The organism is Marinobacter nitratireducens (genome assembly GCF_000708045.1).
GTDB lineage: Bacteria > Pseudomonadota > Gammaproteobacteria > Pseudomonadales > Oleiphilaceae > Marinobacter > Marinobacter nitratireducens.
The window spans coordinates 144,869-158,719 of sequence record NZ_ANIE01000009.1 but is presented as its reverse complement, the minus strand read 5'-3'; the positions used below and the strand labels follow the sequence as shown (position 1 = coordinate 158,719).

The 13,851-nt window shown below is 57.7% G+C and carries 13 protein-coding genes; 4 read left to right on the top strand and 9 right to left on the bottom strand.

Going from position 1 to position 13,851, the window contains the following annotated elements; all coding sequences use genetic code 11:
* Position 1: 1 nt before the first annotated feature.
* The 8 genes from D777_RS14825 to D777_RS14790 all read right to left on the bottom strand — a co-directional run bounded on the left by D777_RS14825 (position 2) and on the right by D777_RS14790 (position 8,156).
* Positions 2-865: a branched-chain amino acid ABC transporter permease gene (locus D777_RS14825; RefSeq protein ID WP_036133808.1), complete on the bottom strand. Its 864-nt coding sequence runs from the start codon at positions 863-865 to the stop codon at positions 2-4.
* A gap of 166 nt (positions 866-1,031) precedes the next feature.
* Positions 1,032-2,696, bottom strand: coding sequence for a long-chain fatty acid--CoA ligase (locus tag D777_RS14820; RefSeq protein WP_036133805.1), 1,665 nt, complete (start codon positions 2,694-2,696; stop codon positions 1,032-1,034).
* A gap of 25 nt (positions 2,697-2,721) precedes the next feature.
* Positions 2,722-3,501 carry a 5'/3'-nucleotidase SurE gene (gene surE / locus D777_RS14815; RefSeq protein ID WP_036134408.1) on the bottom strand — a complete coding sequence of 260 codons (780 nt, stop codon included), beginning with the start codon at positions 3,499-3,501 and terminating at the stop codon, positions 2,722-2,724.
* A gap of 14 nt (positions 3,502-3,515) precedes the next feature.
* A complete protein-coding gene (locus D777_RS14810) occupies positions 3,516-4,580 on the bottom strand; it encodes a phosphotransferase (protein ID WP_036133802.1) in 1,065 nt (354 codons plus the stop codon).
* Between the two features lie 173 nt (positions 4,581-4,753).
* A complete protein-coding gene (locus tag D777_RS14805) occupies positions 4,754-5,521 on the bottom strand; it encodes an SDR family NAD(P)-dependent oxidoreductase (protein WP_036133800.1) in 768 nt (255 codons plus the stop codon).
* Positions 5,522-5,686: 165 nt separating this feature from the next.
* The gene (locus tag D777_RS14800; protein WP_036133796.1) at positions 5,687-6,889 is read right to left on the bottom strand and encodes an acyl-CoA dehydrogenase family protein; all 1,203 of its coding nucleotides are present in this window, start codon (positions 6,887-6,889) and stop codon (positions 5,687-5,689) included.
* 32 nt (positions 6,890-6,921) lie between these two features.
* Entirely contained in the window at positions 6,922-7,362 is a 441-nt protein-coding gene (locus tag D777_RS14795) for a PaaI family thioesterase (RefSeq protein ID WP_036133793.1), read from the bottom strand.
* The gene (locus D777_RS14790) at positions 7,362-8,156 is read right to left on the bottom strand and encodes an SDR family NAD(P)-dependent oxidoreductase (RefSeq protein ID WP_036133791.1); all 795 of its coding nucleotides are present in this window, start codon (positions 8,154-8,156) and stop codon (positions 7,362-7,364) included. Before D777_RS14790 ends, D777_RS14795 begins: the two co-directional genes overlap by 1 nt.
* 141 nt (positions 8,157-8,297) lie before the next feature.
* On the opposite strand from D777_RS14790, the gene D777_RS14785 reads away from it, so the two are divergent.
* Positions 8,298-9,905: a class I adenylate-forming enzyme family protein gene (locus D777_RS14785; protein WP_036133788.1), complete on the top strand. Its 1,608-nt coding sequence runs from the start codon at positions 8,298-8,300 to the stop codon at positions 9,903-9,905.
* On the opposite strand, the gene D777_RS14780 is transcribed toward D777_RS14785, so the two are convergent.
* On the bottom strand, positions 9,902-10,642 hold the full coding sequence (locus D777_RS14780) for an enoyl-CoA hydratase/isomerase family protein (RefSeq protein ID WP_036133785.1): 741 nt from the start codon (positions 10,640-10,642) through the stop codon (positions 9,902-9,904). The genes D777_RS14785 and D777_RS14780 overlap by 4 nt on opposite strands.
* Positions 10,643-10,821: 179 nt before the next feature.
* Here D777_RS14780 and dctP point away from each other — a divergent pair, with 179 nt between their 5' ends.
* From dctP to D777_RS14765, 3 genes are all read left to right on the top strand, one after another.
* Positions 10,822-11,868, top strand: a complete 1,047-nt coding sequence (gene dctP, locus D777_RS14775; protein ID WP_036133782.1) for a TRAP transporter substrate-binding protein DctP — start codon at positions 10,822-10,824, stop codon at positions 11,866-11,868.
* Between the two features lie 99 nt (positions 11,869-11,967).
* Positions 11,968-12,516, top strand: coding sequence for a TRAP transporter small permease subunit (locus D777_RS14770; protein WP_036133779.1), 549 nt, complete (start codon positions 11,968-11,970; stop codon positions 12,514-12,516).
* Positions 12,513-13,823 carry a TRAP transporter large permease gene (locus tag D777_RS14765; RefSeq protein ID WP_036133776.1) on the top strand — a complete coding sequence of 437 codons (1,311 nt, stop codon included), beginning with the start codon at positions 12,513-12,515 and terminating at the stop codon, positions 13,821-13,823. Before D777_RS14770 ends, D777_RS14765 begins: the two co-directional genes overlap by 4 nt.
* Positions 13,824-13,851: the final 28 nt, after the last annotated feature.

Here is a 13,851-nt window from a genome sequence, read left to right as displayed (position 1 = left end):
ATCAGTGCGCCCCCTTAGCGAACAGCCCCTGTGGGCGAGCGGAAAGAATCAGGACCAGCAGGCCGAATGCGATGATGTCCTTGTAGGCGGTAGAGATGTAGAAACCGCCAAAGGCCTCGGCGAAACCGATGATCATGCCGCCAACAATGGCGCCTGGAATGCTGCCCATACCGCCGAGGATGATGATCACGAAGGCTTTCATGATGACCAGGTGCCCCATGGCGGGGTAGACCAGGTTGATTGGTGCATAAAGCGTAGCTGCAATGGCGGCCAGCGCACCGGAGATGGCAAAGGTCATCATCGCCACACGGTTGGCGTCGATGCCCACCAGGAAGGCCCCTTCACGACTCTGGGCCATGGCAATGATGGTGGCGCCAGTCATCGTCTTGCGCAGGAACATCTGCAACACAAAAACCAGCACGAAGGCTGCAACGATGATCAGCAGACGCTGCTCCGGGATGATCAGGCCGTCAAAGTTCATGATGCCGGTGAACGGCGAACTCAAACGGCGGAAATCCGATCCCCAGAACATCTGCACCACCGCTTCAAGAAACAGCAGGATACCTATGGCGGCAATCTTGTCGTGTATCGGGGGAGAATGGCGCAGCGGGTGAAACACCAGCCGCTCGCAGAGAATTGCCAGTACCGCAACAACAGCGGCCGAGCCAGCCATGGCGATCCAGTAATGCACACCCAGATCCACCATGAAGAAATACGACATGAAGGCGCCGACCATGTACAGCGCACCATGTGCAAAGTTCGGAACGTGAAGAATTCCGTAGACGAGAGTCAGTCCGAGGGCGACCAATCCGTAGATGCTGCCCAGGGTCAACCCGTTAATGATTTGCTGGAAGAAAAGATTCAACTGTGCCCCTCCGGTGTTTGTTTTTATCGGGAGTTTTTGAGGCTAAAACGTGCAGGGCGATATCGCCCTGCACCGCTGATGAAACAATTACACCAACCGTCTCAATTGTCAATAATTTAAAATACGGTTTCGCTGTGCGGACTTTATGGTTAAATTTGTTTTACTTTCAGCCGTTAGCTTTCCACTCTTCTTCCTGAAGAGTCCGCCACATGAGCTTGCCGGTGGGGGACTTCGGCAGAGCCTCAACAAACTCGACAATCGTCGGCACTTTGTAGGCTGCCATCTGCTCCTTACACCAGCCGATCATGTCAGCCTCAGTCACCTTGCCATCGGCCTCAGGGGTCAGCACGATGCAGGCCTTTACGGTCTCACCCCGCTTGGGGTCCGGTGACGAGATGATGCACACCTCATGGATATCCGGATGGCGATACATCAGCCCTTCGACTTCTGAGGGCCAGACCTTGAAGCCGGAGGCATTGATCATCCGTTTGACCCGGTCGACCATGAAGAAGTAGCCGTCCTCGTCGTAGTAGGCGAGGTCACCGGTTCGGAAGAAGCGCTTGCCATCAATCTCAACGAAAGCCGCCTCGGTGTCGGCAGGCCGATTCCAGTAGCCAAGTGTCACCTGTGGCCCACAGGAGACGATTTCCCCGGTCTCACCCGGCCCTTTCTCCTCAAGGGTGTCGACATCGATAATCCGGCTGTCCACGTCGAACACCGGAATACCCAGGCACTGGGGTTTGGGGTTCTCGCCCGGATTGATGTGAGTAGCGGCCATGGTCTCCGAGAGACCATAACCCTCGATGTAGTCGAGCCCGGTCATGCGCTTCAGTTTTTCAGCAACGGCCACCGGCATGGCCGCACCGCCGCCACCGATCATATTCAGGCTGCTGAGGTCGTAGTTTCCGATGTCAGGATTGGAGAGGAAATCCACCGCCATGGTGACGATGTTGGTCCAGCCGGTTACCTGATAACGCTCGATCAGTTTCGCGGCCGTTGTTCGCTCCCAGCGGGTCATGATCACCGAGGTGGAGCCACAGAGGATGGGACCGTTCATGGAGCCCGTCATTCCGGTCACATGGAAGAATGGCAAGGTTGCCAGCTGGACACCGTCCTGGGTGGAAAGATTCCAGAACACGCGGTGCATGGCTGTCGCCATCACCGAGCGGTGGGTATGCATACACCCCTTGGGCGCACCCGTGGTGCCGGAGCTATAGGGAATCACGGCAAGGTCTTCAGGCTGGGCGGTATGCGGCGTCGGTTTGATCGCCTTCGCCATGGCATCTTCCCAGGAGACCACCCCTGGCAGCGCCTTCGACCAGGCCGGCGCAGCCACTTCGGCAGGCAGCGCCAGGTCCGTTTCCGGATCGATGTAGGTGTTGTAGGAAGCCACAATCACTTCCTCGAGGTGACTCTGGCCGACCATTGGCACAATGTGTTCCGCCAGCTCCTGGCCCGCCATACACACCGTCGCGCCGGTATCCGAAATGTAGTGCTCCAGCTCAGCGGCCCGGTTCATCGGGTTCACCGGAATCACCACGGCATCGGCACGCAGGATCGCATAGTAAGCAATCACATACTGGGGCGAGTTCTGCATGTAAAGCAGGACCCGATCGCCCTTTTTGACGCCTTTGGATTGCAGGTAACCCGCCATGCTTTCTACTTCCTCCAGCAGGCGGCGATAGGTCATCGGCGCATCGTAGAAGATGATGGCGTTGTGGTCCGGATAACGGAGTGCCGAGATTTCCAGGTTGGTACTCAGACTGGTTTTCGGCAGAGTCATGGTCTTGGGCAAGTCTTTGGGCCAGACCTTGTAATGACGTGTAAACATCGGTGTTGTGCTCCCCAGGATTCAATCAGTCAGCCGCAAATGCGGACAGTTCTATTTCAAGTGCGCCCCCTGGCAGGGGGTCTTCGTGTCGTAAAGGGGTTACTGCAATGGCTTTGTCACGGAGAACCGTGACATCAACGTCCGGCGCCACGATGTGGCGGGAACTGCGCTCGAAGCCCAGCCACCAGTAGGGCAGGCTGCGGGCATCGCGGCCGGACAAAAGACGGGGCCGTTGGATCGACCCGGTGGACTGCCGGCACCAGCGTGCAACCTGAATCTCACTGGCGTCACAGGCCGGGAAGTTCACATTCCAGGCGCGGTTTTCGCCGGGCTGGTAGAGTTTTCGAATCAACCCCTCGGCGTAGGCTTCCACCGGCGACCACTGAATACCGTCCCGGGTCAGGAAGGCCTGACTCAGGGCAATCGCAGGTATGTTCATATGCTCGGCGCTGAGTACAGCACCCACGGTGCCGGAATACTGGACCGAGTCACTGATATTGGCGCCACAGTTCACGCCGGACAGCACCAGATCCGGTGGCGTTTCGCCGAACCACTCGGCCAGCGAATAGAGCACACAGTCTGCCGGTGTGCCGGAAACGGCATAACGCTTTTCACCGCTCTCAAACACCCGAAGCGGGCTGTGAATGGAAATACTCTGGCCGGCACCACTGCGATCATGCTCCGGCGCCACCACCCAGACCTCCTCGGCCAGGCGGCGGGCGATGCGCTCAAGAACTGCCAGCCCCGGTGCGTTGATGCCATCATCATTGGTAATCAGAATGCGCTGAACCATGGGTCCCTGCATAAATACCTCTTCCATCAGGACCGCTCGCCTTCACAAGCGATTTTCCAACCGATATCGGCCAGCAGGCTCGCGCGCCGACCAACCTCAAGGGCGTTGGCGTTAGCAGCGTTTCCATCCAGCGCCCGCTTGTAGACGCCCTGCAGAATCGCAGCCAGCCGGAACAACGAGAACGCCAGGAATACATGCCAGTCCTCGATACCGTCACGGCCGGTCTGCGCGCAGTAGCGGGCGATGGTTTCCTGTTCATCCGGAATGCCGAGCGCCTCCAGATCCTCACCACGCAGGCCCCGCATGCCCTCCATGTCGGACGGCAGGTAATAAGGCAGGCAGTAATAGGCCAGGTCCGCCAAAGGATGCCCGAGTGTGGATAACTCCCAATCCAGAATGGCAATCACCTCGGGACGATCCGGTGCCAGCATCAGATTGCCGAACCGGTAATCCCCATGGGCGATGGAGGTTTCATCCTTTGAGGGCAGGTTCTCTGGCAACCAAGCCATCAACTTGTCCATCGCCGGCAGATCATCAGTCTTGGAGGCCAGATACTGCTTGCTCCACCGGGCAACCTGACGGGCCACATACCCCTCCGGGCGGCCGTAATCGGCAAGGCCGATGGCGTTTACATCCACGGAATGAAGAGCAGCCAGCGTATCAATCGCCGATAGATGGGCAGGCAGGCGATCCTTGCGATCCAGCGCCCGCAGCGCCGAATGACTGACGATCCGACCGTCCAGGTAATCCATTACATAGAAGGGCGTTCCAATGACCGATTCGTCCTCGCACAGCACCCGAACATTCGGAACCGGAACCTCTGTGTGATCCGCCAGCGCCTTCATCACCTTGTATTCCCGCTCCACCATGTGGGCAGAGGGCAAGGTCTTCCCGGGCGGCTTCTTACGAAGCACATAACGACCACCATCGGTATCCAGCAGGAAAGTGGGGTTCGACTGCCCACCCTGAAATTGTTTTACATCCAGCCGATCACCAACCTCCGGCAACTCCTTCTGAAGCCACGCCAGAAGCCGTTCTTCATCAAACTTGTGTGCCGGCAGTACATCTACCAACTCAGGACTCGTACTCATTTTTCAGTCATGCCTTTCAGATTCGAAAAATCCACGGCCCGCACGATGTTCAGCGGACGGTGGGCGGGGGTGTCTTTCTGCAGGGAACAAAGGTGTCTGAGCGCAGCGAGTTCTTTTTCCCGGAAGAAAGACACCCCCGCCCGCCGGCCTTACCCCAATCCTGCAGTCCCATATCAGCAGATGGTTTCGCCACCATCGGCTACGATCACCTGGCCGGTGATGTAGGCGCTGGCCTTTGTGGAGAGGAACACTGCCAGACCGGCGATATCGACCGGATCGCCGATGCGACGGAGCGGGGTTTTATCCTCAGCACGCTTCACACGCACCGGATCTTCCCAGAGGGCTTTGGCGAAATCGGTCTTTATCAAACCGGGGGCTATAGCATTCACTCGGATACCCTTTGGCCCCCATTCAACGGCGAGATTTCTCGCCAACGCAGCCTCTGCGGCCTTGGAAACACCGTAAGTGCCAATAACCGTATTGCCGCGAATTCCGGCAATACTGGATAGCAGCACCACCGAACCCCCGCCATTCTTCGCCATCTGAGGAAGGACCATATTGGTCAACCAGAACGTGCCTTTGACATTGGTATCCATGATCTTGTCCCAGGCGTCATCGGTGAGCTCAGAAGTGGGGCCGTATACAGGATTGGTTGCCGCGTTACACACCAGCACATCAATGTCACCCCAAGCCTCGTTGGTCTTATCGACCAGGTTCTGCAGGTCTTCTTTTTTACCCACATGGCAGGGAATCGCCATGGCTTCGAAGCCCTGTTCTTTCAGTTCAGCAGCTACCTGCTCGCACACCTCGGCCTTGCGGCTGGAAATCACGACCTTGGCACCACACTTCGCCATTTCCTCAGCGATGGAACGGCCGATACCTTTGGTGGAGCCAGTGATTACGGCGACCTTGCCGGTCATATCAAAAAGCGGGTTAGTCATCTATTCGATCCTCATGCACTGCAGTTTGGGGCAGCCGGGGCGGGGTCCTTGCGGGACTGTGCATAACATGGATGTTTTGCCCAAGCCTGCAGGGACGTATTAACGGCGTGTCCCGGCAGAGCCCTCCCCGTTTGTTCATTCACCCGAAGTAACGGGCCGTATCAATCAGCGGTACTGACGAAGTTCCATCTTGGCCACAGCGTCCATATGCACCTCGTCCGGACCGTCTGCCAGCCTCAATGTGCGAACCTTCGCCCAGGCCGCTGCCAGGAAGGTGTCCTGGCTGACGCCGGCACCGCCATGAACCTGAATGGCACGGTCGATCACTTTCAGCGCCATGCTCGGGGCAATCACCTTGATCATCGCTATTTCCTGGCGTGCCACCTTGTTACCCACGGTGTCCATCATGTGAGCGGCCTTAAGAGTCATCAGACGGGCCTGTTCGATCTCGATACGGCTGCGGGCAATGTCCTTGCGGATGGAATCGAAGTTCGCCAGCGGCTTGCCGAACGCTTCCCGCTCACTGGCACGTTTACACATCAGTTCCAGCGCCCGTTCGGCCACGCCGATGGTGCGCATGCAATGATGAATGCGCCCTGGCCCGAGGCGGCCCTGAGCAATTTCGAATCCGCGCCCTTCACCCAGCAGAATGTTGCTGGCGGGTACGCGCACGTTCTCATAGTGAATTTCCGCATGGCCGTGAGGCGCGTGGTCGTAACCAAAGACTGTCAGGGGTCGAACCATCTTCACGCCGGGGGTGTCCAGCGGCACAAGAATCATCGATTGCTGCTGGTGCTTGGGTGCGTCCGGATCGGTCTTTCCCATCACGATGGCGATCTTGGAGGTCGTGGTCATGGCGCCGGAAGACCACCACTTCTTGCCATTGATCACGTACTCGTCGCCTTCACGACGAATCTGGCAGGCGATATTGGTGGCATCGGACGAGGCCACGTCCGGCTCGGTCATGGAGAAGCAGGAACGGATTTCACCGGCCAGCAACGGCTCAAGCCACTGCTTTTGTTGTTCCTTGTTACCGTAACGGGCGATGGTTTCCATGTTGCCGGTGTCCGGAGCGGAGCAGTTGAACACCTCCGGCGCCATTTCCGAACGCCCCATGATTTCACACAGGTGGGCGTACTCGAAATTGGTCAGCCCGGCACCGTAATCACTTTCCGGAAGGAACAGGTTCCACAGCCCTTCAGCCTTGGCCTTCGCCTTCAGCTCTTCAATGATGGGAACCGGCGCCCAGCGATTCTCTGCATGAGCGACCTGTTCATGGTGTTTGTGTTCATTGGGATAGATGTGCGCATCCATGAACTCGTTCAATTGCGCCTGCAGTTTCTTGGCTTTATCAGACAGCTCGAACATGTCCGCTTCCTCTTTGTTTGTTTTGGGGTTGATCAGATCGGCACGCCTTCTGGTTTGTCGCTGCCGGAACGTATGCGGAAGGTGCCTTCACCGATGGCCAACAGGTTGCCCTTGTCGTCATGCACCTCTCCGGTGCTGTTGAAGATGCGGGTGCCGCCAGCACGTTTGCGAGCCGTCACCCGGATCGTTCCTTCAGAGCATTGACCAGTAAACGTAGTGGTCAGGGACAGAGTAATGGCCTTGCGCATCCGACCAGGGTAGGGGCAGTGCGTGCCGGCCTGGGCAAGGGCGATGTCCAGTAATGAGGTGAGAACACCACCGTGGATCACGCCCCCAAGGTTCAGGTGCCGGGGCTCAAGCTCAAGCTGGATCACGGCTTCATCCTGCTCCCAGGACACCTGGCGATAACCCAGGAGATTATGGAATCCCGGTAAGTCGGGCCCATCGACAAAGAGATTGTCTTGATTGCTCATTACACTTTCATTCCTGGCAGATTCAGTGAAGCGCTGTTGCCGCCATCGACGGGCAGGGCCTGTCCGGTGATATAACTGGCATCGTCGCTGGCCAGGAAGAGAATCGCTGCGGCAATCTCTTCAGGATCACCGTACCGACGCAGCTCGCAGCGAGAGCCGAGTTTGTGAGCTTTTTCCTGGGCTCGGGCGTAGTCGAACACAGCGCGGGTCATGCCAGTTTCCACCAGCCCCGGGCAGACCGCATTAACACGCACATTATCGCCACCCAGGTCACAGGCTGAGGTCATGGTCAGGTTGATAACGCCGGCCTTGGAGGCGCTGTAAGCATTGCCGCCCGCACCGGAACGCAAGCCGGCAACCGAGGCGGTATTAACGATGGCGCCGAGTTTTCGCGCCTGCATATGAGGGGCGGCATGCTTGATCATCAGCATGGTGCCGGTCAGGTTGACCGATAACACCTGGTCCCACTCATGGCGATCATTGCCGGTCACCGGCGGGTGTCCTTCACCGATGCTGGCGATACCCGCGATATTGCATAGCACATCAATTTTGCCGTAGGCCTCGATCGCCTCCCTGACCAGCGCAACAACCTGAGCTTCATCCGAGACATCCACCAGCCGGCGCAGGGTTTCGCTGCCCTCCGGCATCATGTTCTCGGTCTCTATCAGGCCCGCTTCGGAGGTATCAGCCATCACCACCCGGGCGCCCTCACGTGCCAGTCGTATTGCAGAGGCTCGCCCAATACCGCTGCCGGCCCCGGTCACCACGGCTACCCGCTGATCAAAACGCGCCATGCCGCAACTCCTTCACTGTCAGTTTTATTTTTGTGGGTAACTTTGCTTGCTCATTAATTTGTCACGCCTTCCGGTTTTGAGTCAATATATTCGGAAATTAATTTCACTAGTTAAAACTGTGAGTCATAGAGGGTAATAAAAATGACAAATATCCTGAGCGAAATGCCCGTATACGCCCCGACCGAATCCGGCGAAACCATGGAAGCCATAGGCCATCGGATTCAGCGATTCGCAACAGAGCAGGGCGACAAGGCCGCTGTCATCAGCGAATCGGGGGTTCTCAACTGGCGTGAGCTGGTTCAGCAGGCAAACCGGATTGCAAATCGATTACGTGATGCGGGACTGCAGCATGGAGAGACGGTGGCAGCGCTGTCCGAGAACAGCGCCGAGTACGTCGCTCTCTACCTTGGCACCCTGGTCGCCGGGGGTTGCATGGTGCCGCTCTCCGGTATGGCCAGTGCCGAAGCTCTGGGGCTGATGCTGGCTGACAGCCGGGCCCGGTTCCTGTTTGTTTCCGAAAAGAACCGGGATCTGCTATCAGAGTTCCGCCAATCCCTGGCCGACCTCTCCGAAGACACCATCCTGGCCCTGGGTAACAATGGCACGAACATAGGGCTGCCCATGGCCGAGTGGCTTCTGGGCACCTCCGCGGATCCCGCACCCGACGATGTCAGCCTTGATGACCCGTTTAACATCATCTATAGCTCGGGTACCACGGGCACACCCAAAGGCATTCTGCATGACTATCGTTTCCGACAGCGTCAGATGGTACGCATGAGCCGGTTCGGGCTGGATGGTGACGCGGTAAACCTGGTATCTACCCCACTGTACTCAAACACCACACTGGTTTCGGTGCTGCCCACCCTCTTTCACGGCGGCACCCTGGTGACGATGGCCAAGTTCGATGCTCACCGCTTCCTGAGTCTGGCTGAACAGCACCGGGTAACCCACGCCATGCTGGTACCTGTGCAGTATCAGCGCATTCTCGCAGACCCGGAGTTTGATCGTTTTGATCTCTCGAGCTTCAAGCTCAAGCTATGCACCAGTGCTCCCCTGCGCGCCTCCGTGATTGCGGAAGCCATGCAACGCTGGCCCGGCAACATCCGGGAAGTTTACGGACTGACGGAGGGCGGAATCTCCACCAGCCTCGACTGCGGTGCCTACCCGGACAAGTGGGATTCCGTTGGGCTGCCAACGGAAGGCGCGGAAGTCAGGGTTATCGACGACGCCGGCAACGAAGTAGCCAACGGAAAAATCGGCGAGATCGTTGGCCGCGCCATTTCAATGATGCGGGGGTATGTCAATCGCCCGGAACAGACCGAGGAGATGCTCTGGACCAGCCCCGGGGGCGACGTGTTCTACCGAAGCGGCGACATGGGCCGGATTGACGAGGATGGCTTCATCTACATCCTGGACAGACGCAAGGACATGATCATATCCGGTGGTTTCAACATCTACGCTGTCGATCTGGAGAAAGTCCTGCTGGCTCACCCCGACGTCGTGGATGTTGCGGTCATCGGTATTCCCAGTGACCACTGGGGCGAAACGCCCCTGGGCCTGGTGGTCAGAGCCATTGGCAGCACCGCGACGGAGTCCGACATTCTGCATTGGGCCAACAACCAACTGGGCAAGACCCAGCGACTGTCGGCGATTGAGCTCAGAAGCGAATTGCCCCGCTCCACCATCGGCAAGGTTCTCAAACGGGAGCTCCGCGCGCCTTACTGGCAGGGCGAGGCAACCGGTAGCTAACGTCTCGCCAGCCGAGCAAGGGCCGCACGGCAGTCATCGGAGCGCAAGCGTTCGGCAAACACCGAGCGCTCCCGCTCCAGTGCCTGCATGGTCATATCCCGCCAGGGCGCTCGCATCAATCGCTTGCTCGCCCGCAGTGCCTCACGAGGTTTGCCCGCAAGGCGACCGGCCAAAGCCAGCGCTTCACTTTCAGCGTAACCCCGGGTAACCACCCGGCTCACCAGCCCACACTCGCGGGCTTCCTCGGCATTGAGAACCTCGCCCAGCAGCAACAGATCCGCCGCTCTCCGCGCTCCCAGGTGCAAAGGCATGGTTACCGTTGAAGCGGCTTCCGGCACCAATCCCAGATCCACGAACGCTGTTTTGAAGGTGGTTCCTTCCCCTGCCACCACAGCATCCACATGCAACAACATGGTCGTACCAATGCCGATGGCAAGACCTTCAATGCCCGCAATCACGGGCGTATCACATGCCATGAGGGTTTCAATGAAGGCCAGCCCGGCAGAGGGCTTCGGGGTCTCGTCGGAGGCGCGGGCCCGGAAATCATCAAGATCATTCCCCGCCGTGAACACGTCACCGGCACCGGTTATCACGATGGCATTAATCCCCGGGTCTTCATTTGCAGAGTGCACGGCAGCACCGAGCTGCTGATACATGTCACGGGTCAGAGCATTCTTTTTCTCTGGGCGGTTAATAACCAGGTGCAAGACCCGGTCAGACTGGTGTGCATCGATCATGAAACTATCCTTTGGTATGAACAGGACTGCGGATGTCTAAAAACATCCTATTGCAAAACACCAATCTTGTGATAGATTCATTGAACACAATTCACTGTGCAGTTGTTTATTCTGCACAGCGAAATGTGAAGACGAGACAACCGGAAGCAAAACAATACAACAACGAGTGAGGCACAGTCATGAAGCTCATCGCCAACATCCGCAAGAACCTGACCGCCTACGCGTCAGCCTTTACCCTGGGAGCAGCCACGATCCTGAGTGCCGGCCCAGCTGCCGCGCAGGAAACCTTCACCTGGAAAGTACAGTCTCATTGGCCGGGATCGAGTAGTTCCTACACCGATAGCCTTGTTCGACTGCAACGCGTTCTGGACGAACGCACAGATGGCCGCCTGAAACTCAAACTGTATGAAGCAGGCGCCCTGTTCAAAGCCAAGGAAACCTTTAACGCCGTCAGTCGCGGCATCCTGGAGATGGGCACCATCTCCCCGGCCTATGCCCAGGACAAGATCTCTCTGGCTGGCATCGCCTCCGGCCTGCCATTTGCCTTCCGTAATGTCTGGGAAGCAGCTTACTTCCACCAGAACCTGGGCTTCGAGCAGATGTTGCGGGATGAGGCTGCCCAGCACGGTGTTTACTGGGCAACCGACAAAGTCTACCCCACCGAAATGGTGGTCAAGAAGCCGATCAACAGCTGGGACGATTTCACCAGCCTGAAGCTGCGGTCTTCCGGTGCCCTGCAGAAGTTTCTCACCGAAGCCGGTGCTGCAGCATCCTACATTCCTGGCAGCGAACTCTACTCAGCCGTCGATTCCGGCATCGTGGACGGCGCACACTGGGGTGCTGCCCAGGGTGCCTACAGCATGGGTCTGTACGAAGTCGCCAAGTACCATGTTAAGCCTGCGCTGAACATTGCAGGCACTGACGTGATCATCGTCAGCCAAAAGGCTCTGGACAAGCTGCCGGCAGACATGCAGAAAACCGTCAAGGATGCCCTGCAGGAGCAGTTCTGGATTCGCACCAACGAATACCAGTACAAGGAGCGCATCACACTTGCCAAAGCAATCGCTGAACAGGGCGTTGAAGTCACCGAGCTTCCTGCCGACGTTCAGGACAAGCTGGTCGCAACAGCCCAGAAGATGTGGGACGCCGAAGGTGAGCGCGGCGACAACGCCAAGAAAGCACTGGATATGCTGAAGTCCTATCTGTCGGACCTCGGCTACCTCTGATCCTGCAATACTGAATGAAACAGGCCGGGGCATCGTGCCCCGGCTTTTTTACTCTGAAACCATGTCCTCCTGGACACTATTGAACGTATGGAGAGTGCCATGGGTGCGATGATTGCCGCCTTCATGAGAGGGATCACCCGTCTCAATGACTACATCGGGCGATGGATAGCCCTCCTCGTGTTCGCCATGTTCGCATTCCTTCTACTCGAGGTAGGTTTCCGCTACCTGTTCAACTCGCCAACGGTATGGACGAACGAGCTCACACAGATGCTGTTCGGTATTTACGCCGTTATGTCCGGAGGCTACATCATGGCCCACCGTGGCCACGTCAATGTAGACCTGTTGCACTCCCACCTGGCGCCCAGAAAACGGGCTTCGGTGGATATCGTGACCTCGCTGGTGTTCTTTACATTCACCCTTGCCCTGCTCTGGTTTGGTATCGATATGGCCCGCGAATCCATGTCCAGTTGGGAAACGTCTTATTCCGCCTGGAACCCGCATATCTGGCCGGTGAAGCTGGCGATTCCGATAGGTACGGCCCTGCTGGTGTTACAGGGTCTGGTCAAATTGCTTGAGGACATCGCGGTTGCTTTCAACCTGGATTACTACACCCCCGATGAAACCGAATCTGAAGGAGAGCAGCTGTGAGTATTGAAGTCCTGACCCTGCTGTTCTTCGGCACCCTGTTATTCTTTCTGTTACTGGGCCTGCCTCTGGCGTTCGTACTGGGCGGCGTGTCCGTTGTGTTCCTGTATTTCACCTGGGGGTTTGACTCCTTCTACATGGTCGCCTCGCAGATCTGGGGCACCATGGGCAGCTTTACCCTGGTGGCCATTCCACTGTTTGTGTTCATGGCCATGATTCTTGAACGGACCGGCGTGGCCAAAGACCTCTACCGCATGATGCATCTATGGTGCGGAGGCCTGAAAGGCGGCCTGGCCCTGGGTACCCTGGGGATTTGCGCCGTATTCGCCGCCATGGTCGGCATCAGTGGCGCGGCAGTGGTTGCTATGGGCACCATTGCCCTGCCGTCGATGCTGGAACGCGGTTATGACAAAAACATGGCCCTCGGTGTCATCAACACCGGTGGCGGCTGGGGCATTCTGATCCCGCCAAGCATTCTGATGATCCTCTACGCCCTGATCACCGGTGTGTCCGTCGGGCAAATGTTTGCGGCGGGCATCATGCCCGGCATTCTGCTGATGGTGCTGACCGCCATCTACATCCTGGTTCGGGCACATCTCCAACCCGAACTCGCACCGGCGCTGCCAAAAGAGGAGCGCGGTTCCTGGCCGGAGAAATTCCGGGCACTGCGTGCGGTGTTGTTGCCTATCGGCGTGGTGGTGATGGTTCTGGGCTCCATCATCGGTGGCATCACCACTCCGACGGAAGCGGCTGCCATGGGTGTTTTCGGCGCGCTGATCTCCGCTGCGGTTTACCGCCAGTTCAAATGGAGCATCCTGCAGGAAGCGGCCATCCGCACGTTCAAGCTCACCGGCATGATCATGTGGATCCTGTTTGCCGCTCACGCATTCAGCGCCGCCTATCAGAGTATGGGCGCCCAGGAACTGATTGAGGGATTGATCGCCATGATTCCCGGCGGCCCCTGGGGCGTCATCATCGCCATGATGGTGATCGTGTTCCTGCTGGCCATGGTGCTGGACCCTGTGGGCATCATGCTGATTACCCTGCCGGTGTTCATGCCCATCGTTGAATCCCTGGGCTTTGACCCGATCTGGTTCGGCATTCTGTTCGTGATCAACATGGAGATCGGGTACATGACCCCGCCCTTCGGCTTCAACCTGTTCTACCTGAAAGGTGTGGTGCCATCCTGGATCACCATGAAGGACATCTACAAGTCCATCATTCCGTTTGTCATCGTGGAGATTATCGGCATCATCCTGATCATGATCTTCCCGGAAATCGCCACTTGGCTGCCCGATCTGTTCTTCTGATCTGAATACCGGGGCCCGTTTCTTACGG

Excerpts from the sequence above, each read along its gene's own strand:
- D777_RS14820 (WP_036133805.1), bottom strand. The coding sequence starts at position 2,696 with ATGTTTACACGTCATTACAAGGTCTGGCCCAAAGACTTGCCCAAGACC.
- surE (WP_036134408.1), bottom strand. The coding sequence starts at position 3,501 with ATGCAGGGACCCATGGTTCAGCGCATTCTGATTACCAATGATGATGGC.
- D777_RS14810 (WP_036133802.1), bottom strand. The coding sequence starts at position 4,580 with ATGAGTACGAGTCCTGAGTTGGTAGATGTACTGCCGGCACACAAGTTT.
- D777_RS14805 (WP_036133800.1), bottom strand. The coding sequence starts at position 5,521 with ATGACTAACCCGCTTTTTGATATGACCGGCAAGGTCGCCGTAATCACT.
- D777_RS14800 (WP_036133796.1), bottom strand. The coding sequence starts at position 6,889 with ATGTTCGAGCTGTCTGATAAAGCCAAGAAACTGCAGGCGCAATTGAAC.
- D777_RS14795 (WP_036133793.1), bottom strand. The coding sequence starts at position 7,362 with ATGAGCAATCAAGACAATCTCTTTGTCGATGGGCCCGACTTACCGGGA.
- D777_RS14790 (WP_036133791.1), bottom strand. The coding sequence starts at position 8,156 with ATGGCGCGTTTTGATCAGCGGGTAGCCGTGGTGACCGGGGCCGGCAGC.
- D777_RS14785 (WP_036133788.1), top strand. The coding sequence starts at position 8,298 with ATGACAAATATCCTGAGCGAAATGCCCGTATACGCCCCGACCGAATCC.
- D777_RS14780 (WP_036133785.1), bottom strand. The coding sequence starts at position 10,642 with ATGATCGATGCACACCAGTCTGACCGGGTCTTGCACCTGGTTATTAAC.
- dctP (WP_036133782.1), top strand. The coding sequence starts at position 10,822 with ATGAAGCTCATCGCCAACATCCGCAAGAACCTGACCGCCTACGCGTCA.
- D777_RS14770 (WP_036133779.1), top strand. The coding sequence starts at position 11,968 with ATGGGTGCGATGATTGCCGCCTTCATGAGAGGGATCACCCGTCTCAAT.